The 19,620-nt window shown below is 72.3% G+C and carries 12 protein-coding genes and 1 riboswitch; of the genes, 9 read left to right on the forward strand and 3 right to left on the reverse strand.

What is annotated here, in order from left to right; genetic code table 11:
- Nucleotides 1-168 precede the first annotated feature (168 nt).
- A complete protein-coding gene (gene glmS / locus EIM48_RS07270; protein WP_125111388.1) occupies nucleotides 169-2,001 on the forward strand; it encodes a glutamine--fructose-6-phosphate transaminase (isomerizing) in 1,833 nt (610 codons plus the stop codon).
- 102 nt (nucleotides 2,002-2,103) lie between these two features.
- On the opposite strand, the gene metE is transcribed toward glmS, so the two are convergent.
- Nucleotides 2,104-4,389 (reverse strand): 5-methyltetrahydropteroyltriglutamate--homocysteine S-methyltransferase, encoded by a 2,286-nt coding sequence (gene metE, locus EIM48_RS07275; protein ID WP_125111389.1) that lies wholly within the window; start codon nucleotides 4,387-4,389, stop codon nucleotides 2,104-2,106.
- A 205-nt stretch (nucleotides 4,390-4,594) separates the two neighbouring features.
- Nucleotides 4,595-4,827: riboswitch (cobalamin riboswitch) on the reverse strand.
- Nucleotides 4,828-4,931: 104 nt separating this feature from the next.
- Between metE and EIM48_RS07280 the strand changes: the two genes are divergently transcribed.
- The 6 genes from EIM48_RS07280 to EIM48_RS07305 all read left to right on the forward strand — a co-directional run bounded on the left by EIM48_RS07280 (nucleotide 4,932) and on the right by EIM48_RS07305 (nucleotide 14,385).
- Nucleotides 4,932-6,425: a Wadjet anti-phage system protein JetA family protein gene (locus tag EIM48_RS07280; RefSeq protein WP_125111390.1), complete on the forward strand. Its 1,494-nt coding sequence runs from the start codon at nucleotides 4,932-4,934 to the stop codon at nucleotides 6,423-6,425.
- Nucleotides 6,422-7,072 carry a DUF4194 domain-containing protein gene (locus EIM48_RS07285; protein WP_125077060.1) on the forward strand — a complete coding sequence of 217 codons (651 nt, stop codon included), beginning with the start codon at nucleotides 6,422-6,424 and terminating at the stop codon, nucleotides 7,070-7,072. Before EIM48_RS07280 ends, EIM48_RS07285 begins: the two co-directional genes overlap by 4 nt.
- On the forward strand, nucleotides 7,059-10,487 hold the full coding sequence (locus EIM48_RS07290) for an SbcC/MukB-like Walker B domain-containing protein (protein ID WP_125111391.1): 3,429 nt from the start codon (nucleotides 7,059-7,061) through the stop codon (nucleotides 10,485-10,487). Before EIM48_RS07285 ends, EIM48_RS07290 begins: the two co-directional genes overlap by 14 nt.
- Before the next feature lie 110 nt (nucleotides 10,488-10,597).
- Nucleotides 10,598-11,080: a hypothetical protein gene (locus EIM48_RS07295; protein ID WP_028915452.1), complete on the forward strand. Its 483-nt coding sequence runs from the start codon at nucleotides 10,598-10,600 to the stop codon at nucleotides 11,078-11,080.
- A 93-nt stretch (nucleotides 11,081-11,173) separates the two neighbouring features.
- Nucleotides 11,174-12,274 carry a PLP-dependent cysteine synthase family protein gene (locus EIM48_RS07300; protein ID WP_019398574.1) on the forward strand — a complete coding sequence of 367 codons (1,101 nt, stop codon included), beginning with the start codon at nucleotides 11,174-11,176 and terminating at the stop codon, nucleotides 12,272-12,274.
- An 86-nt stretch (nucleotides 12,275-12,360) separates the two neighbouring features.
- Nucleotides 12,361-14,385, forward strand: coding sequence for a M3 family metallopeptidase (locus tag EIM48_RS07305; protein ID WP_125111392.1), 2,025 nt, complete (start codon nucleotides 12,361-12,363; stop codon nucleotides 14,383-14,385).
- Between the two features lie 266 nt (nucleotides 14,386-14,651).
- Here EIM48_RS07305 and fabB read toward each other — a convergent pair whose 3' ends face one another.
- Nucleotides 14,652-15,863, reverse strand: coding sequence for a beta-ketoacyl-ACP synthase I (gene fabB / locus EIM48_RS07310; RefSeq protein ID WP_028915450.1), 1,212 nt, complete (start codon nucleotides 15,861-15,863; stop codon nucleotides 14,652-14,654).
- A gap of 2 nt (nucleotides 15,864-15,865) precedes the next feature.
- A complete protein-coding gene (fabA, locus tag EIM48_RS07315) occupies nucleotides 15,866-16,381 on the reverse strand; it encodes a 3-hydroxyacyl-[acyl-carrier-protein] dehydratase FabA (RefSeq protein ID WP_125111393.1) in 516 nt (171 codons plus the stop codon).
- A 184-nt stretch (nucleotides 16,382-16,565) separates the two neighbouring features.
- Here fabA and dinB point away from each other — a divergent pair, with 184 nt between their 5' ends.
- Nucleotides 16,566-17,684, forward strand: a complete 1,119-nt coding sequence (gene dinB, locus EIM48_RS07320) for a DNA polymerase IV (protein ID WP_125077062.1) — start codon at nucleotides 16,566-16,568, stop codon at nucleotides 17,682-17,684.
- 137 nt (nucleotides 17,685-17,821) lie between these two features.
- Nucleotides 17,822-19,606, forward strand: a complete 1,785-nt coding sequence (locus tag EIM48_RS07325; protein ID WP_019398579.1) for a DUF885 domain-containing protein — start codon at nucleotides 17,822-17,824, stop codon at nucleotides 19,604-19,606.
- Nucleotides 19,607-19,620: the final 14 nt, after the last annotated feature.

Here is a 19,620-nt window from a genome sequence, read left to right on the forward strand (position 1 = left end):
ATGCGACCGCCGCCACGGCGCGCACTGCGGGCGCAGGGCCGGCGCGCCAGCGGCAGCCGTGCGCCTTACCGCCGCCTGACTGCGCCCGTGCGCGGCGGACGGGGCCAGCGCCGGCCGGACCGTACGCTCCGGTAGAATCGCGGGCCTGTTTCTGCTTGGAAGAACGGCATGTGCGGCATCGTTGGCGCGATCGCGGATCGCGATGTGGTTCCGGTCCTGGTCGAGGGCCTCAAGCGCCTGGAGTACCGCGGCTATGACTCTTCCGGCATCGCCGTCGCCGATCCGGACAGCGTGCGCCGGGTGCGCCGCACCGGCCGCGTGGCGGAGATGGAGCAGGCGGCCCTCGCCGAGGGCTTCCACGGCGTGCTCGGCATCGGCCACACCCGCTGGGCCACCCACGGCGGGGTGACCGAGGCCAATGCCCACCCGCACATCAGCCACGGCGAGCTGGCGCTGGTCCACAACGGCATCATCGAGAACCACGAGGAACAGCGCGAGCGGCTCAAGGCGCTGGGCTACGTGTTCGAGTCGCAGACCGACACCGAGGTCATCGCCCACCTGATCCACCACCACATGTCGTCCGGCCAGGACCTGCTGGTCGCGCTGCAGGCGGCGGTCAAGGAACTGACCGGTGCCTACGCCCTGGCCGTGCTCAGCCGCCGCGAGCCGGACCGCCTGGTCGGCGCGCGCATGGGCTGCCCGCTGCTGGTCGGCCTGGGCGAGGGCGAGAACTTCCTGGCCTCGGACGTGTCGGCCATCGTCCAGGCGACCCGCCGGGTGATCTTCCTGGAGGAGGGCGACACCGCCGAGATCCGCCGCGAGGGCGTGCGCGTGTTCGACGCGGCCGACCGCGAGGTGGCCCGCGAGGTGCACGTGTCCGACGTCTCGCTGGCCTCGCTGGAACTGGGGCCGTACCGGCACTTCATGCAGAAGGAGATCCACGAGCAGCCGCGCGCCATCGCCGACACCGTCGAGGCGGTGATCGACGCCGGCAGCTTCCAGCCGACCCTGTTCGGCGCCAATGCCGAACAGGTGCTGCGCAAGGTCAAGGGCGTGCAGATCCTGGCCTGCGGCACCAGCTACTACGCCGGCCTGACCGCGCGCTACTGGATCGAGGCCATCGCCGGCCTGCCGTGCAACGTGGAGATCGCCAGCGAGTACCGCTACCGCGACGCCTACGCCGACCCGGACTACCTGGTGGTCACCATCTCCCAGTCCGGCGAGACCCTGGACACGATGGAGGCGCTCAAGTACGCCAAGTCGCTGGGCCACCGCCACACGCTGTCGATCTGCAACGTGCCCGAGAGCGCGATCCCGCGCGCCAGCGAGCTGGTCTGCTACACCCGCGCCGGCGCCGAGATCGGGGTGGCCTCGACCAAGGCCTTCACCACCCAGCTGGCGGCGCTGTTCCAGCTGACCGTGGTGCTGGGCAAGCTGCACGGCCGGGTCACCGCCGAACAGGAGGCCGGCTACCTGGAGCAGCTGCGCATGCTGCCGGGCAGCGTGCAGCACGCGCTGAACCTGGAGCCGCAGATCCAGGTCTGGGCCGAGCGCTTCGCCGCCAAGCAGAACGCCCTGTTCCTGGGCCGCGGCCTGCACTACCCGATCGCCCTGGAAGGCGCGCTCAAGCTCAAGGAAATCTCCTACATCCACGCCGAGGCCTATCCGGCCGGCGAGCTCAAGCACGGCCCGCTGGCGCTGGTGGACGCGGCCATGCCGGTGGTGGTGATCGCCCCGAACGACCGCCTGCTGGAAAAGGTCAAGTCCAACATGCAGGAAGTGCGCGCCCGCGGCGGCGAGCTGTTCGTGTTCGCCGACCAGGACAGCAACTTCACCGCCTCCGAGGGCGTGCACGTGATCCGCACCCCGCGCCATGCCGGCGTGCTGAGCCCGGTGATCCACACCATCCCGGTGCAGCTGCTGGCCTACCACACCGCCCTGGCCCGCGGCACCGACGTGGACAAGCCGCGCAACCTGGCCAAGTCGGTCACGGTCGAGTAGCCGGCATCGGCCGGGGCGGCGCGGGTGCGCTGCACCGCGCCGGGCGCCATGGCCCCCGGCGCGGCCCGCGGCAGGGTGGCGCGGTGACGCCACCCCGCCGCGTCACCGGGCGGCCGATTCGCGCATGACCATGGCCGCCTCGACCATCCTGCGCAGCGCCAGGTCCGTTTCCTCCCAGCCGCGTGTCTTCAGCCCGCAGTCCGGGTTCACCCACAGCTGGTCCGGCGCCAGCACCTCCCGCGCCTTGCCGAGCAGTTCCACCATCTCGGCGGTGGTGGGGATGCGCGGGGAGTGGATGTCGTACACGCCCGGGCCGATCTGGTTGGGGTAGCGGAACCTGGCGAAGGCATCCAGCAGCTCCATCCGCGAGCGCGAGGTCTCGATCGAGATCACGTCCGCGTCCATCGCCGCCACCGCCTGGATGATGTCGTTGAATTCGGCGTAGCACATGTGGGTGTGGATCTGGGTGGCATCGTCCACCCCGGACGCGCACAGGCGGAAGCATTCGACCGCCCATTCCAGGTAGGCGTCCCAGTGCGCGCGCCGCAGTGGCAGCCCCTCGCGCAGGGCCGGTTCGTCGATCTGGATCACCCGGATGCCGGCCGCCTCCAGGTCCAGGACTTCGTCGCGCAGGGCCAGTGCGATCTGCCTGCAGGTGTCCGCGCGCGGCTGGTCGTCGCGCACGAACGACCACTGCATCAGGGTCACCGGGCCGGTGAGCATGCCCTTGACCGGGCGCGAGGTCAGCGACTGGGCGTACCGCGCCCAGCGCACCGTCATCGGCGCCGGCCGCGCCACGTCACCGAAGATCACCGGGGGTTTCACGCAACGGCTGCCGTAGCTCTGCACCCAGCCCAGCCTGGTGAACGCGAAGCCGTCCAGCTGTTCGCCGAAATACTCGACCATGTCGTTGCGCTCGAACTCGCCGTGGACCAGGACGTCGATCCCGACCTGCTCCTGGAAGCGCACGCACTGTTCGGTCTGCGCCTCCAGGAACGCCTCATAGGCCGCCCCCTCCAGCTTGCCCGACTTGAACTTCGCCCGCGCCTCGCGCACCTGGCGGGTCTGCGGGAAGGAGCCGATGGTCGTGGTCGGGTACGGCGGCAATGCCAGGGCCGCCTGCTGGGCCTGGCGGCGCGCCGGGTAGGGCGAGCCACGTTGTGCCAGGGCCGGGCTGATCGTGGCCAGGCGCTGCGCCACCTCCGGCCGGTGCACGCGCGTGGAGGCGCGGCGCGAGGCGTGGCGCAGGCGTGCGTCCTCCAGCGCGGCCTCGGCACCGGGGTGGCCATCCAGGGCATCGGCCAGCACCCGGATCTCGCCGAGCTTCTGCTTGGCGAAGGACAGCCAGGAGCGCAGTTCCGGATCCAGGCCGTTCTCGGCGTCCAGGTCCACCGGCACGTGCAGCAGCGAACACGACGGCGCCAGGCACACGTTGTCCGCGCCGAGCCGGGTGCGCGCGTACCGCGCCAGCAGCAGCGCGTTGTCCAGGCGCGTGCGCCATACGTTGCGCCCGTCCACCAGGCCCAGCGACAGCATGCGCCCGGGCGGCAGCGCATCCAGCGCCGCTTCCAGCTGCTCGGGGGCGCGGACCAGGTCCAGGTGCAGGCCGTCCACCGGCAGCGATGCGGCCAGCTGCAGGTTGTCGCCGAGCGCGCCGAAGTAGGAGGCGAGCATCAGTTTCGGCCGGGGGCCGGCTGCCAGAGCCGCATAGGCCCGGCGGCAGGCGTCGCGAACCGGCTCCGGCAGGTCCAGCACCAGCGCCGGCTCGTCGACCTGGACCCAGCCCGCGCCCGCCGCGTGCAGTTTCTCCAGCAGCTGCACATAGGCCGGGACCAGCCGGTCCAGCAGCGCGAAGCGGTCGCTGCCGTCGACCGTCTTGGACAGCCACAGGAAGGTGACCGGCCCGATCAGGACCGGCCGGGTCTCGATGCCGAGCCTGCGCGCCTCCAGGTACTGCGCCACCGGCGTGTCGCCGCGCAGGGCGAAGTCCTGGCCGGCCTCCAGCTCGGGCACGAGGTAGTGGTAGTTGGTGTCGAACCACTTGGTCATCTCCAGCGCGTGCAGGTCGATGCCCGGGCGCTGCAGTCCGCGCGCCATGGCGAAGTAGCCGGCCAGCGGTGCCGCCTCGACCACGGCGCGGTAGCGCCGGGGGATCGCGTCGAACAGCAACGCCGTGTCCAGGACCTGGTCGTACAGCGAGAAGTCGTTGGAGGGCGGCAGGTCGATGCCGGCCTCCCGTTGCAGCCGCCAGTGGCGGGCGCGCAGCTCCCGCGCGGTGTCGAGCAGTTGCGTGGCGGGCAGCTCGCCGCGCCAGTGGGCTTCCAGGGCCCGCTTCAGTTCGCGGCGTGGCCCGATGCGGGGAAAGCCGAGGTTGGTGGTCAGTGTCATCGATGTGATTCCTCATGCGTGGACGATGAGGAACGAAGGACCGGCGGCGTGCGCGGCTGGACACCGCGCACGCCGCCATGGCGACCTTCGCCCCCGCGGGCGAGCCGGAGCAGCCAGGGGGACGGGCGCGGGAACACTGCGTGGCCACGGCCACGCGATGCCTCCGGCCACCTCCCCGCGGAGGCTCCAGGTCAGGCGGAAGACGGACGCGTCTTCCGGCCGGGGCAGGTCTTCGGGCTCATGGACGGGCGGCCGGGGCCGCGTGCCTACTGTCCGCCGCTTCCCGGCCGGTGGGCCAGTGCGATGGCGGGGTTCGTTTCCAATTACCGCTGCGGGGCAGCGCCGGAATTGTCCTGCAGGGCAGGACGCACCGGACTTCCCTTTTAATTCATCGCTACATCTGGATGAAGCGATGAAACCTTCGGCGCGGAGAAGGTAGCCGGTCCACCGGCGACCGGTCAACCGCCGCCGCCTGCGCGGGCATGGCGCCGATCTGGGAAAATGGCGGCCGATCCGGGCGTGGCGCCCGGCAGGATCCACGCTTGACGAGCAACACCTTCCCGTCCCTGTTCGCGCACGTGCCGGCCGGCGCCTTCGGGCCACTGGCCTCGCCCAACCGCGAGCGCTACTGGCGCCTGCTGTGCCGGCTGTTCGACGAGTACTTCGGCCCGGACGCGCCGCTGCCGCCCAGCCACGGCTTCGCCCGGCGCGAGATCGTCGCCGCGCTGGAGCGCTACCTGCTGGCCGAGGAAACCTGGGAGGACGAGGGCGAGACCCCGCTCCAGGGCGGCCTGGCCGCGCGCGCGGCGGCGGTGTACGAGCGCCTGCGCCAAGCCGGCTGGCTGCGCCAGGACAAGCTCGGCGCGCGCGAGATGGTGCTGATGCCGCCGGCCCTGGCCCAGCTGCTGGGCACCCTGGTGGAGTTCGCCGACCGCGGTCCCACTTTCGTTTCGGCCAAGATCCGCTCGATCGAGCTGCAGCTGCAGCAGGTGGTCGACGGCCGCGCCGGCGGCGAGGCGCTGGACGAGGCGGCCGAGCAGGCGCGCCGGCTGCTGTCCTCGCTGGCCTCGATGAGCCTGCAGGTGCGCGACCTGATGCCCGAGCTGGTGCGCTCGGAGACCACCGCCCAGTTCGCGCGGCAGTGGTTCGAGCGCTACGTGGCCCAGTTCTTCATCCGCGACTACGCCGACCTGCACCGCGCCGACCACCCGCTGGCGCGGCGCGCGCAGATCCTGCTGATGGTCCAGGAGATCGAGAACGGCCCGCTGCGCGAGGACATCGCCGCCTGGTACCGCGAGCACGTGGCCGAGGGCGACGATGCCCGTGCCCGCCAGCTGCTGCAGCGCAGCCTGATGCGCCTGCGCGAGCTGGAGCGCATCGATGAGTACCTCGCACGCCTGGACGAGGACATGCGCCAGGCCAACCGCCGCGCGCTGGCCTTCCTCGACTACCGCCTGCGCGCGCCGGACCGCCTCGACGTGCTGCTGCACCGCGCCGCCAGGGGTGCGCTGGCCGCCGACGAAAACGCGCTGCGCATGCCGGTCGGCCCCGGCGCGCTGATGGACGAGGCCCAGCTGCGCCCGCCGCGCCGCCGCCCGCAGCCGATCCCGCGCAGCGCCAACAGCCAGGCCCAGCCCAGCGCCGAGCAGATCGCGCGGCTGAGCCTGCTGCGGCGGATGAAGCGGGTGCGCCTGGTCACCGCCGAGGACATGGCCTCCTACGTCGGCCGCCAGCTGCCGCCCGGCGGCAGCGTGGATTCCGGCGCGCTGGAGATCTCCAGCATCCAGGACCTGCGCGCCTACCAGACCCTGCTGACCCTGGCCCTGCGTGGCAGCCGCCCCGGCGGCCTGCGTCGCGACGACCCGCTGGGCCGCTTGCTGCGCGGCTTCCGGGTCGAACTGGTCGACCGCGGCGAGCCGGGCGACAACGGCTGGCTGCGCGCCCCGCGCTTCGTCGTCCACCACGCCGCAGGCCGCGGTCCCTCCGCTTCCAATGCCGCGCGCGCCAGCGCGCAGGCCGAGCCCGATCCCGCATGAAACGTTCCTGGAACACCCTCAGCCAGCAGTCCAACGGCATGTATGCCGTGGCCGACTTCGAACGCGCCGCCTACCGCCTGGTCACCGAGCAGGTGCTGTACGCCAGCGATGCCCGCTCGCGCAGCGCCTACCACCTGGTGGAGGCCTACCTGGAGGACTTCGCCGCGGCGCTGGACCCGCTTGGCATCCGCCTGGAGCGCAACGCCCACCACCGCTACGTCGTGGCCCTGCCCAAGCACGGCGAGGGCACCCCGGTGCGCCTGGACGAGACCCTGTTCCTGCTGGTCCTGCGCCAGCGCTACGACGAGGGCATGAAGCAAGGCCTGGTCGAGGAGCTGGGCGAGGTGGTGGTGGAGCTGCCCGACCTGCAGGAGGCCTGGCCGGCACTGACCGGGCGGCCGATGCCTGAGGTCGGCGCGCTGCGCGCGCTGGCCGCCACCGCCCGCCGCTGGGGCGTGTGCCGCCTGGTCGAGGGCGAGCCGGACGACCTGCAGCCGTTCCACCTGGTGGTGCGCCCGGCGATCGTGGACATCGTCGGCGAGCAGTGGCTGCACCGGCTGGACCAGCACAACCTGGGCGGCGCCGACGCGGAAGCCGATGCCGGCGACGACGCCGTGGACACGGAGGACGACCATGCAGCTGCTTGAGCGCATGCACCTCGTGCAGTACTTCCTGTTCGAGGCCAAGACCCTGCAGCTGGACCGCACCAGCGCCATCATCGCGCCCAACGGCGCGGGCAAGAGCGCGCTGCTGGACGCGCTGCAGCTGGTCCTGCTGGGCGGCGACCGCCGCCACATCCACTTCAACGCCCAGGCCGGCGGCAAGGCGCGCGCGCGCAGCATCCGCGACTACTGCCTGGGCGTGTACCGCAGCGGCGAGGACGGCCGCAAGCGGCGCACCGCCACCACCTACATCAGCCTGGTGTTCCGCGACGAGGAGACCGGCGCCCCGCTGACCGCCGGCATCTCGCTGGGCGCCTCGGCCGACGAGCCCGAGCACCGCCAGCATGGCCTGTACCTGCTGCCGGGCGTGGCCCTGGAGCTGGACGAGCACCTGGAGAAGGTCGACGGCCGCGAACTGCCGCTGGAGTGGAGCCGGTTCCGCGAGCTGGCCGCAAAGCGCTGCCGCAAGGCCGGCACCACCCCGGAGTTCCACGCCAGCGGCGAGCGCTTCGTCAAGGACCTGCTGCACCGCCTGCGCGCCAACCCCGGCGGGGGCGTGGACTTCAACGCCTACCGCAAGGCCTTCCAGAACGCGCTGAACCTGCAGCGGGTCGAGGACGTGGACCTGTTCGTGCGCACCCTGGTGGCCGAGGACCGGCCCACCGACATCGCCCGCTTCAAGGCGCTGCTGGACAGCTTCCGCCAGATCAAGGAGCGGATCGAGCAGCTGGAGCGGCGCATCGCCGAGGCCGAGGCGGTGGACGCGCAGTACGGCAAGGTCGCCGCGCAGGCGGTGCGCGCCGCGTCCTACCGTGCCCTGGCCGCCGAGTACGCGCGCGACCTGCTCGGCGAGCAGGTCGAGCAGGCCCAGGCCGACTGCGACGCCGGACGCGAGGAACTGGCCGCCGCCGGCCTGGCCCTGGAGCAGGCGCGCGCCGAGCGCCGCAGCCTGCAGGAGGAATACGAGCGGGTGCGCGAGCAGCTGCAGGGCAGCGCCGGCTACGGCGAGCAGGCCTCGTTCCGCGAGCTGGCCGGCCGCGACCGCGAGCAGCTGCAGCGCCTGCAGGCCGACCTGCTGCGGCGGCTGGAGCAGCTGCGCGAGCCGCTGCGGGAAGTCGCCGCGCTGCGCCTGCCGGGCGTGGACGAGGCCGGCCTGGGCAAGGCGCTGGCGCCGCTGGAGGAGCTGCATGCCGAAGTCGCCGCCGCGCCCGGGGGCGATGGCGAAGGCCCGGCGCCGGATGCGTTCCATGCGCGCCTGAAGCAGGCCCTGGCCGCGGCCGCCCCGGTGCAGGCCACGGTCGCCGCCTGGGCACGGCAGTCGCACGAGGCCTGGCAGCTGGCGCGCGCGCGTCGCGACGCCCTGCGCGGCAACCAGCAGCGCCTGGGCGCCGGCCAGGCCAACCTGCGCGACGAGGTCATGCGCCTGCTCAACCACCTGCGCGAGGCCGGGATCGAGGCGCGCCCGGTATGCGACCTGGTGCGGGTGACCGACAAGCGCTGGCAGCCGGCGATCGAGGCCTACCTGCGCAGCCATGTCGAGGCCCTGCTGGTCCCGGCCGGGCAGGCGGAGGACGCGGTGCGGGTGTACCGCTCGCTGCAGGGCGCGCGCGCGGTGTACGGGGTCAAGCTGGCCCTGCCCAGCCAGGCCCGCGCCCACCGCCAGGACCGCCTGGCCGAGGACAGCGTCGCCGCCCTGGTCGAGGGCGAGGACGCCGACGCGGTGGCTTACCTGCGCCGCCAGCTCGGCGACCTGCGCTGCGTGGAGACCGAGGCGGAGGTGGTGCGCAGCCGCCAGGGCCTGACCCGCGACGGCCTGGTGGCCAAAGGCGGCGGCATCGAGCGCCGGCGCCTGCCGTCCAGCGGCGAGCTGAAGATCGGCGTGGCCCAGGACGGCGAGCGCCTGCGCCTGCTGCGCGCCGAGCTGGAGAACGCCGAGCGCGAGCTGCGCCAGTGCGAGCCGGAGGCGCGCCGGGCCGAGGGCCTGCGCCAGAAGCTGGCGCGGCTGGAGGGCGAGGACGTGGCCCGCGGCCTGCACGAGCTGCTGCTGCAGTACCGCCAGGTGCTGGCGCGCTACCAGGCGCTGGAGCGCAGCCAGGCCGAGGCGGTCGCCCCGGACCTGCTGCGCCTGGGCGAGCGCGCCACCGCGCTGAAGGCGCAGGTGCAGAAGGCCGAGGCCACCATCGAGGCCCTGGTGCGCGCCGAGGCCCTGGCCCAGGGCGAGCTGGAGCGCCGCCAGGCGCTGCTGCGCGCGCTGCAGGCGCAGGAGGAGATCGTCGCCCGCAACGCGGTGGAGGCCTTCCGCGACCCGCACGTCGATCCCAACCGGGTCGAACAGCTGCGCGAGGAGCTGGAGGCCAAGGGCACCGGCCTGGAGGAGGCGCGCAACCTGTGCGAGCGGCGTGCCCAGGACAACGACCGCCAGCTGGCCGCGCTGCTGCCGGAGGCCTGGAGCCAGCTGCAGCGCTATGCCGGCGCCCACGGCCTGGACCTGGACTTCGCCGCCGACGCCTGGAAGCCGGCGCGCGCGCTGATGCAGCGCGAGCTGGTGCAGCTGCGCGAGACCGAGCTGGTCAACTACCGCGCCGAGGCCGAGCGCGCCTACGAGACCGCGGTGGAGACCTTCCGCTCCAACGTCGCCAACACCCTGCACGACAACTTCGTGCGGTTGAAGGCGCAGATCGACGCGCTCAACCGCACCTTGCGCAACAGCCCGGCGTTCTCCAACAACGAGCGCTACCGCTTCCACTACGAGGTGGTGGCCGAGTACAGGGACCTGCACCGCTTCATCCAGAAGGTGGCTGACGTCGGCGCCGAGGACACCCTGTTCGGCACTGCCGGCGAGGTGCCGGAGGCGTTCCGCCAGCTGATCGAGGACAGCGCCAGCGCGAAGCTGGCTGCCTCGCCGCTGGACGACTACCGCCGCTTCTTCCACTTCGGCGTGGAGATCCGCCAGGACGACCGCGTGGTCGGCACCCTCAGCGAGCGCATGCGCTCGGGCTCCGGCGGCGAGCACCGCGCGCCGCTGTACGTGATCGCCGGCGCCGCACTGGCCGCGGCCTACGGCAAGAGCGAGGCGCACCCGGGCGGCATGGGCGTGATCCTGCTGGATGAGTTCGGCGACAAGATCGACGCCCAGAACGCGCGCGCCACCACCAACTACCTGCGCTCGCTGGGGCTGCAGCTGGTGCTGGCGGCGCCGGATACCGCCCAGGGCACCCTGTCCGGTGTGCTGGACAGCTATATCGAGCTGTTCCGCGACGGCGACCTGCTGCAGGCCGAGCGGGTGGAGGTGAAGGAGGCGGCGCGCGAGCTGCTGCTGTCCGACCAGTTCGACCTGCACCCGGAACTGCTGGCCGAGGAACTGGAGCGGCTGGCGCGGGAGACCGGCGCCACGGCCTGACACGTCCCTGGACGGAACGCCTGCCTGGCTGGCACTCGTCCCCGGCGGCTGCCAGCACGGCGCGCCGGACCGTACTAGTCTCGAAGCTGTCTTCATGGCAGGAGGAAGACATGTTCGAGATGAAGCAGGGCGCGCCGGCCGAGCTGTGGCAGGCGCTGGTGCGGGAAGCAGCCGGGCGCGCCGGCCACCCGCTGGACGAATCGCGCGAGGCCTACCTGGTGTTCGTGCTGCTGCGCTACCAGGGCGACGCGCAGCTGCTGGCGCACACCCATGCCTTGGACTGGTTCCGCGCCCAGGAGCAGGTGGGGCGGCTGCGCGCCGATGCCCTGCGCGACGTGGGCGACCGCTGCCTGCTGGTGGCCGGGCTGTTCCCGGGCCTGGCCGCGCGCCGTCGGGTGAGCGTGGACTACTTCGTGGAACTGGGCCGCGGCGCCTACCGCGGGGTGGCCGAGGCCAGCCGCGCCGCCTATGGCGCCCTGTTCGGCCAGCTGGCCGAGGGCTACCGCGAACTGGTGCAGGTGTTGCGCGGCCTGCGTGGCGAGCCGCAGTTCCGGCACGCCTGGCCGGCACCGGCGGGGCAGACCCGCCACTGAACGCGCTGACGGGCCGCCGCGCGGCGGCCCGGCCCGGTTCCGGTCCCCGGGGCCGAGGGGGATAATCGGGTCTTTCCGTTCCCGTGCACCGCCATGTCGCAGCGCGAGTGGGTGGCCGCCGCCATCCGCAAGATCGAGGCCGACTTCAACCGTTCGGCCGATACCCACCTGATCCCGATGCCGCTGCCCGGCTACCCGGGCATCGACGTCTACCTCAAGGACGAATCCAGCCACCCGACCGGCAGCCTCAAGCACCGCCTGGCGCGCTCGCTGTTCCTGTACGCGCTGGCCAACGGCTGGCTGCACGAGGGCAGCACCGTGGTGGAGGCCTCCAGCGGTTCGACCGCGGTGTCGGAGGCCTATTTCGCCCGCCTGCTGGGCCTGCCGTTCATCGCCGTGATCCCGGCCTCGACCTCGCCGGAGAAGATCGCCGCGATCGAGTTCCAGGGCGGCCGCTGCCACCTGGTCGAGAGCGCCTGCTCGCTCAATGCCGAGTCCGAGCGGGTCGCGCGCGAGACCGGCGGGCACTTCATGGACCAGTTCACCTACGCCGAGCGGGCCACCGACTGGCGCGCGAACAACAACATCGCCGAGGCCATCTTCAAGCAGATGGCGCAGGAGCCGCACCCGGTGCCGGCCTGGATCGTGTGCGGCCCGGGCACCGGCGGCACCAGTGCCACCCTCGGCCGCTACGTGCGCTACCGCCGCCACGCCACCCGGGTGCTGTGCGCCGACCCGGAGGACTCGGTGTTCTTCGACTACTACCGCGGCGCGCGCGAGGGCCGCGGCGACCCGGGCCTGTCGCTGCCGCGCGGCTCGCGCATCGAGGGCATCGGCCGGCCGCGGGTGGAGGCCAGCTTCATCCCCTCCTGCGTGGACGCGATGGTCAAGGTGCCCGACGCCCTGAGCCTGGCGGCCATGCGCCACGTCAGCGCGGTGCTGGGGCGCCGCGTCGGCGGCTCCACCGGCACCAACTTCGTCGGCGTGCTGCGCGCGGCCCAGGCGATGCACGAGGCGGGGCAGGGCGGCTCGATCGTCACCATCCTGTGCGACAGCGGCGACCGCTACGCGCACAGCTACTACAACCCGGACTGGTACCGCCGCCACGGCATCGAGGTGGAGCAGGCGGACCGCGCCATCGCCGCCGCGGTGGCCGGGGAACCGCTGCCGCTGGAGGCCTGCGGCGAGCTGTGAACCGCCCCGGCGCGGGTTGAATTCCGCGCCGCCGGGGCCATCTGTCATGACATGCGCGGCGCCGCCGCATCGCCCCCCGAGGTCCCATGGACAATCCGCTGCTCGACTTCTCCGGCCTGCCCCGCTTCGACCAGATCCGGCCCGGGCACATCGGCCCGGCCATCGATGCCCTGCTGGCGCAGGCCGAGGCCGCGGTGAAGCACGCCGAGACCGTCAGCCCGGTGACCTGGGACGGCTTCGTCACCCCGCTGGAGGACGCCACCGAGCGCCTGTGGCGGGCCTGGGGCCAGGTCCAGCACCTGCAGGCGGTGGTGAACACGCCGGAGCTGCGCGAGGCCTACAACGCCAACCTGCCCAAGGTGACCCGCTTTGGCGCGGCGCTGGGCCAGAACCTGGCGCTGTACTCGCAGTACAAGGCCCTGGCCGCCTCGCCCGAGTACGCCGGCTACGACCCGGTGCGGCGCAAGGTGGTGGAGAACGCGCTGCGTGACTTCCGCCTGGGGGGCGCCGAGCTGGACGAGGCGGCCAAGCAGCGCTTTGCCGCCATCCAGGAGGAACTGGCCGCGCTGTCGGCGAAGTTCGCGCAGAACGTGCTGGATGCCACCGACGCCTTCGCCCTGTACGTGGAGGACGAGTCGCGCCTGGCCGGGCTGCCGGCCGAGGTGGTGGCTGCCGCCCGCGCGGCCGCGGAGAAGGACGGCAAGCCAGGCTGGAAGCTGACCCTGCAGATGCCGTGCTACCTGCCGGTGCAGACCTACGCCGAGGACCGCGGCCTGCGCGAGGCGCTGTACCGCGCCCACGGCCTGCGTGCCTCCGAGGCCGGCCCGGCCGAGTGGGACAACAGCGGCAACATCGACCGGATCGTCGCCCTGCGCGGCGAGCTGGCGGCCCTGCTGGGCTTTTCCAGCTACGCCGAGTATTCCCTGGCGACCAAGATGGCGCAGAGCCCGGACGAGGTGCTGGCCTTCCTGCGCGACCTGGCCGCGCGCGCGCTGCCGTACGCGCGCCGCGACCGCGCCGAGCTGGAGGCCTTCGCCCGCGACGAGCTGGGCCTGGATGAGCTGCAGCCCTGGGACATCGCCTGGGCCAGCGAGAAGCTCAAGCAGGCCCGCTACAGTTACTCCGAGCAGGAGGTGAAGCAGTACTTCACCGAGCCGAAGGTGCTGGGCGGCCTGTTCGCCGTGATCGAGTCGCTGTACGGGGTGAAGGTGAAGCCGGACAGCGCGCCGGTGTGGCACGAGGACGTGCGCTTCTACCGGGTGGAGGACGCGCACGGCCGCCTGCTCGGCCAGTTCTACCTTGATCCGTACGCGCGCGAGGGCAAGCGCGGCGGCGCGTGGATGGACGACTGCCGCAACCGCCGCATGTGCGCCGACGGCGTGCAGACGCCGCTGGTGTACCTGGTGTGCAACTTCGGCAAGGGCGTGGACGGCAAGCCGGCCACCCTGGGCTTCAACGAGGTCACCACCCTGTTCCACGAGATGGGCCATGGCCTGCACCAGCTGCTGACCGCGATCGGCGAGCTGCCGGTGGCCGGCATCAATGGCGTGGAATGGGACGCGGTGGAGCTGCCCAGCCAGTTCATGGAGAACTTCTGCTGGGAGTGGGAGCGGGTGCAGGCGATGACCGCGCACGTGGACAGTGGCGCGCCGCTGCCGCGCGCGCTGTTCGAGCGGATGCTGGCGGCGAAGAACTTCCAGGCCGGCATGTTCACCGTGCGCCAGCTGGAGTTCGGCCTGTTCGACATGGAGCTGCACAGCCGCTTCGATCCGGCGCAGGACAGCGTGCTGCAGCTGCTGGAGCGGATCCGCGACGAGGTCGCGGTCAACCGCGCCCCGGCCTGGCACCGCTTCCCGCACCAGTTCAGCCACATCTTCGCCGGTGGTTACGCGGCCGGGTACTACAGCTACAAGTGGGCCGAGGTGCTCAGCGCCGACGCCTATGCCGCGTTCGAGGAAGCGCCTGGCCAGCTTGCCGAGACCGGCGCGCGCTTCCTGCGCGAGATCCTCTCCCGCGGCGGCAGCCGCAGCGCGCTGGAGAACTTCAAGGCCTTCCGCGGCCGCGAGCCGAGCATCGACGCCCTGTTGCGCCACAACGGCATGGCGGCGTGAGAGCTCCTCTCCCTCTTTCCGGACGGGAGAGGGGACGGGTGTGAGGGCGGGCTTCGGGCACGTTTTGGTGTGTGGCTTCGCTTGGCTTTTGCGCGTGGCCCGGCAAGGCCGGAGGCCGCGTCCGCACTGGGTTGGTGCCGGTCCCTTGCCTGGCCGCCCAATCGGGCGGCGACCCTGTCCCACCAATCCCGAATCACGAATCACGAATCACGAACACAAAAAAGCCCGGCGAAAGCCGGGCTTTTTTGTGTTCGTCAGCGCGTCACTTACACCCGCGCGAACACCAGGGTGGCGTTGGTACCGCCGAAGCCGAAGCTGTTGGACATCACCACGTCCAGCTGCGCATCGCGACTCTCGCGCGCGATCGGGAAGCCCTCGGCCTTCGGGTCCAGGGTCTCGATGTTGGCCGAGCCGGCGATGAAGCCGTCGCGCATCATCAGCAGGCTGTAGATCGCCTCGTGCACGCTGGCCGCACCGAGCGAGTGGCCGGACAGCGCCTTGGTCGAGGAGATCGGCGGCATGTCCTCGCCGAACACCTCGCGCACCGCGTTGAGCTCGACGATGTCGCCCAGCGGGGTCGAGGTGCCGTGGGTGTTGAGGTAGTCGATCTTGCGCCCGCCCAGGCCTTCCAGCGCCATGCGCATGCAACGCACCGCGCCTTCGCCGGACGGGGCCACCATGTCGGCGCCGTCGGAGGTCACGCCGTAGCCCACCAGCTCGGCGTGGATGCGCGCGCCGCGGGCCACCGCGTGGTCCCAGTCCTCCAGTACCAGCATGCCGCCGCCGCCGGCGATGACGAAGCCGTCGCGGCCGGCATCGTACGGGCGCGAGGCCTTCTCCGGGGTCTCGTTGTACGAGGACGACAGCGCGCCCATGGCGTCGAACATCACGCTCATGGTCCAGTCCAGGTCCTCGCCGCCGCCGGCGAACACGATGTCCTGCGCGCCGTGGCGGATCAGGTCCGCGGCCGCGCCGATGCAGTGCGCCGAGGTCGCGCAGGCGGCGCTGATCGAATAGCTGACGCCCTTGATCTTGAACGCGGTGGCCAGGTTGGCGGACACCGTCGAGCACATCGTGCGCGGGACCATGTACGGGCCGACCTTGCGCACGCCCTTGGCGCGCAGCAGGTCGGCGGTCTCCACCTGCCAGTGGCTGGAACCGCCGCCGGAACCGGCGACCAGGCCGGTGCGCGGATGGCTCACCAAGGCCTCGTCCAGGCCGGCGTCGGCGATGGCGTCGCGCAGGGAGACGTAGCTGTAGGCCGCCGCGTCGCTCATGAAGCGCTTGAGCTTGCGGTCGATCACCGCGTCCAGGTCCAGGTCCACCGCACCGCCGACCTGGCTGCGCAGGCCGTGCTCGGCGGCGTCGGGCAGGTGGCGGATTCCGGCGCGTCCTTCGCGCAGCGCGGCCGAGACGGTGTCCAGGTCGTTGCCCAGGCAGGAAGCGATGCCCATGCCGGTAATGGCGACGCGACGCATGGTCAGAAATCCTCCGTCGAGGTGAACAGGCCCACGCGCAGGTCCTTGGCGGTGTAGATCTCGCGACCGTCCACCAGCATGCGCGCATCGGCCTGGGCCATCACCAGCTTGCGGTTGATCACGCGGCTGATGTCGATCTCGTAGGCGACCAGCCTGGCGGTCGGCAGCACCTGGCCGAAGAACTTGACCTCGCCGCAGCCCAGGGCGCGGCCGCGGCCCGGGGCGCCCAGCCAGGTCAGGTAGAAGCCGACCAGCTGCCACATGGCGTCAAGGCCCAGGCAGCCGGGCATCACCGGATCGCCGATGAAATGGCACTGGAAGAACCAGAGGTCCGGGCGGATGTCGAGCTCGGCGCGGATGAAGCCCTTGCCGTACTTGCCGCCGTCCTCGTTGATCTCGACGATGCGGTCGAACATCAGCATCGGGTCGGCGGGCAGGCGGGCGTCGCCGGTGGCGAACAGCTCACCACGGGCGCTGGCTTCCAGCTGCTCGCGGGTGAACGAAGAAGCGCGGTTCATGCGGAATCCGGTGGAGAAAGCACTAGAAGCGTGCCCGAGGGCGGCGTTTCAATCAAATGTTTTACACCGGCGCGCCCGGCGACCACCCGCCGCCGGCCCATCCATCCGCGCGCGGCGGGCTGCCTGGCGGGCCGCGGGCGCCGGGTCGCGCCGGGTGCGCCGCCGCGGTCCACAATGGCGGGCGATGCAGTCCCCGCCCGTTCCCGCCCAGCGCAAGATCATCCACGTGGACATGGACGCGTTCTACGCGTCGGTCGAGCAGCGCGACGATCCCTCCCTGCGCGGCCGCCCGGTGGTGGTGGCCTGGCGCGGGGCGCGCTCGGTGGTGTGCGCGGCCTCCTACGAGGCGCGCAGGTTCGGGGTGCGATCGGCCATGCCGGCACTGCGCGCCGAGCGCCTGTGCCCGGACGCGGTGTTCGTGCCGCCGGACTTCCCGCGCTACCGCGCGGTCTCCCGCCAGGTGCGGCAGATCATGCTCGAGCACACCGACCTGGTGGAGCCGTTGTCGCTGGACGAGGCCTACCTGGACGTGACCGTGAACAAGACCGGCCTGCCCAGCGCCACCGCGGTGGCCGAGGCGATCCGCGCCAGGATCCGCGCCGAGACCGGGCTGACCGCCTCGGCCGGGGTGGCGCCGAACAAGTTCCTGGCCAAGATCGCCTCGGACTGGAACAAGCCCGACGGCCTGTTCGTGATCCGCCCGCAGCACGTGGAGCGGTTCCTGACCCCGCTGCCGGTGGAACGCATCCCCGGGGTGGGCCGGGTGATGCAGGGCAAGCTGGCGCAGTTGGGCATCGCCACCGTCGGCGACCTGCGCCAGCGCCCGCTGGAGGAACTGCAGCGGCGCTTCGGCAGCTTCGGCGCGGCCCTGTACCGGCGCGCGCGCGGCATCGACGAGCGCCCGGTGGAACCGGAGCAGCCGGTGCGCTCGGTTTCCTCCGAGGACACCTTCGCCCAGGACCTGCCGCTGGAAGCGCTGGAGCCGGCGATCCGGCAGCTGGCGGAAAAGACCTGGAACGCCTCCCGCCGCGCCGGCCGCGCCGGGCACACCGTGGTGCTCAAGCTCAAGACCGCGCAGTTCCGCATCCTTACCCGCAGCCTGACCCTGGAGCGGCCGCCGGCCTCGGCCGCCGAACTGGGCGAGCTGGCCTGCGCCCTGCGCGCGCGGGTGGCGCTGCCGGCCGACACCCGCTACCGGCTGGTGGGCGTGGGCCTGTCCGGCTTCCGCGACGCCGAGGAAGTGGCGCCGCAGGGCGACCTGTTCGGCGAGCTGGCCGTGCCCGCGGACGCGCCGGCGCGCTAGCCCCTTTGGCAGGGGCGGGGGTGTGGACCGCCGGCTACCATCCGCCATCCGCGCCTGCCGGCGCGATCGGCGTCGCCGCGGCCTTGCGCGAACATCGGCCGTGGACGGCGCCGCCCAGCCGCCAATCCGGAGCCTTCATGTCCCAGCTGTCCCGCGCCTCCGTCCTCGCCCTGTCCCTGCTGCTGGCCCCGGGCCTGGCCGCCGCCAGCCCGGCCGCCGCTGCCAACCGCCCGGCCGCCGAAGCCAGCGCCGCCGCGCAGGCCCTGCGCGAGCTGTACACGGCCGAGTGGGAATGGCGCCAGCGCGAGTACGGCTACGAGTACGTCGAGGGTCGCTGGCAGCCGGGCAGCCGCCTGCCCGCGGTCGCCCCGCGCGACTGGGAGCGGCGCGTGGCCTACTGGGAGCAGGTGCTGCGCAGGCTCGACGCGATCCCGGCCGCGGCGCTGCCGCCGGAGGAGCGGATCAACGCCGAGGTGTTCCGGGCGATGGTGGAGGCCGACCTCAACAACGCCCGCTGGCGCACCTGGGAGGCGCCGTTCAACAGCGACAGCTTCTTCTGGGCCGAGATCGTGCCCTGGGCGCCGTACCGCAGCGAGGCCGAGTGGCGCCGCTTCATCCAGCGCCTGCGCGACGTGCCGCGCTACTTCGCCGACCAGCGCGCCAACATGGAGGCCGGCCTGGCGCGCGGCTGGAGCGTGCCGCGCGCCTCGCTGGACGGGCGCGACCGCACCATCGAGCCGTACACCCGCACTGGCGCCGGCAACCCGGCGCTGGACGTGTTCGACGCGATCCCCGCCTCGGTCCCGGAGGAGGTGCGCCGCGCCCTGCGCGAGGAAGGCCGCAAGGTGGTGCTGGAACAGGTGGTGCCGGCCTACGCCGGGCTGCTGGACTACTTCCGCAACCAGTACCTGCCGCGCACCCGCACCACGGTCTCGGCGCGCGACCTGCCCGGCGGCGCGGAGTTCTACCGCAGCCAGATCCGCGAATACGTGACCCTGGACATGACCCCGGAGCAGGTCCACCAGCTGGGCCTGGCCGAGGTCGAGCGGATCTCGGCGGAAATGCGCCAGGTGATGGCGCGCGCAGGCTTCCAGGGCAGCTTCGCCGAGTTCCTGCAGTTCCTGCGCACCGATCCGCGGTTCTACGCCAGGACCCCGCGCGAGCTGCTGGCGGCGGCCTCGTACCACGCCAAGCGCATCGACGGCGAGCTCAACCACGTGATCGGCACCCTGCCGCGCTACCGCTTCACCATCCGCCCGGTGCCGGACGACATCGCGCCCAACTACACCTCCGGCCGCGGCGGCCTGGAGTCGTGCCTGTTCAATACCTGGGACCTGCCGTCGCGGCCGCTGTACAACCTGCCGGCGCTGGTGCTGCACGAGTGCGCGCCCGGCCACAGCCTGCAGGCCGCGCTGGCGCTGGAGGCGCCGGCGCGCCCCGAGTTCCGCCAGCAGGTGTACTTCTCCGGCTACGGCGAGGGCTGGGGCCTGTACACCGAATGGCTCGGCACCCAGATGGGGATCTACGAGACCCCGTACGAGGAGTTCGGCCGCCTGACTTTCGAGATGTGGCGCGCCGCGCGCCTGGTGATCGACACCGGCCTGCACGAGTACGGCTGGAGCCGGCAGCAGGCGATCGACTACCTCGCCAGCCACACCGCGCTGGCGCACATCGACATCGTCAACGAGGTCGACCGCTACATCTCGTGGCCGGGGCAGGCGCTGTCCTACTACGTCGGCTACCGCACCATCCTCGACCTGCGCCGCGAGGCCGAACGCGAGCTGGGCGCGCGCTTCGACCAGAAGGCCTTCCACGACCGCATCCTCGGCCTGGGCGCGGTGCCGCTGACGACCCTGCAGCGCGAGGTGCGCGCGTTCATGGCCGAGGCCAGGGACAAGCCGGCGGCGGCCGCGGCGCCCTGATCCGCGGGGCGCGG

The organism is Pseudoxanthomonas sp. SGNA-20 (genome assembly GCF_003931635.1).
Classification (GTDB): Bacteria; Pseudomonadota; Gammaproteobacteria; order Xanthomonadales; family Xanthomonadaceae; genus Pseudoxanthomonas.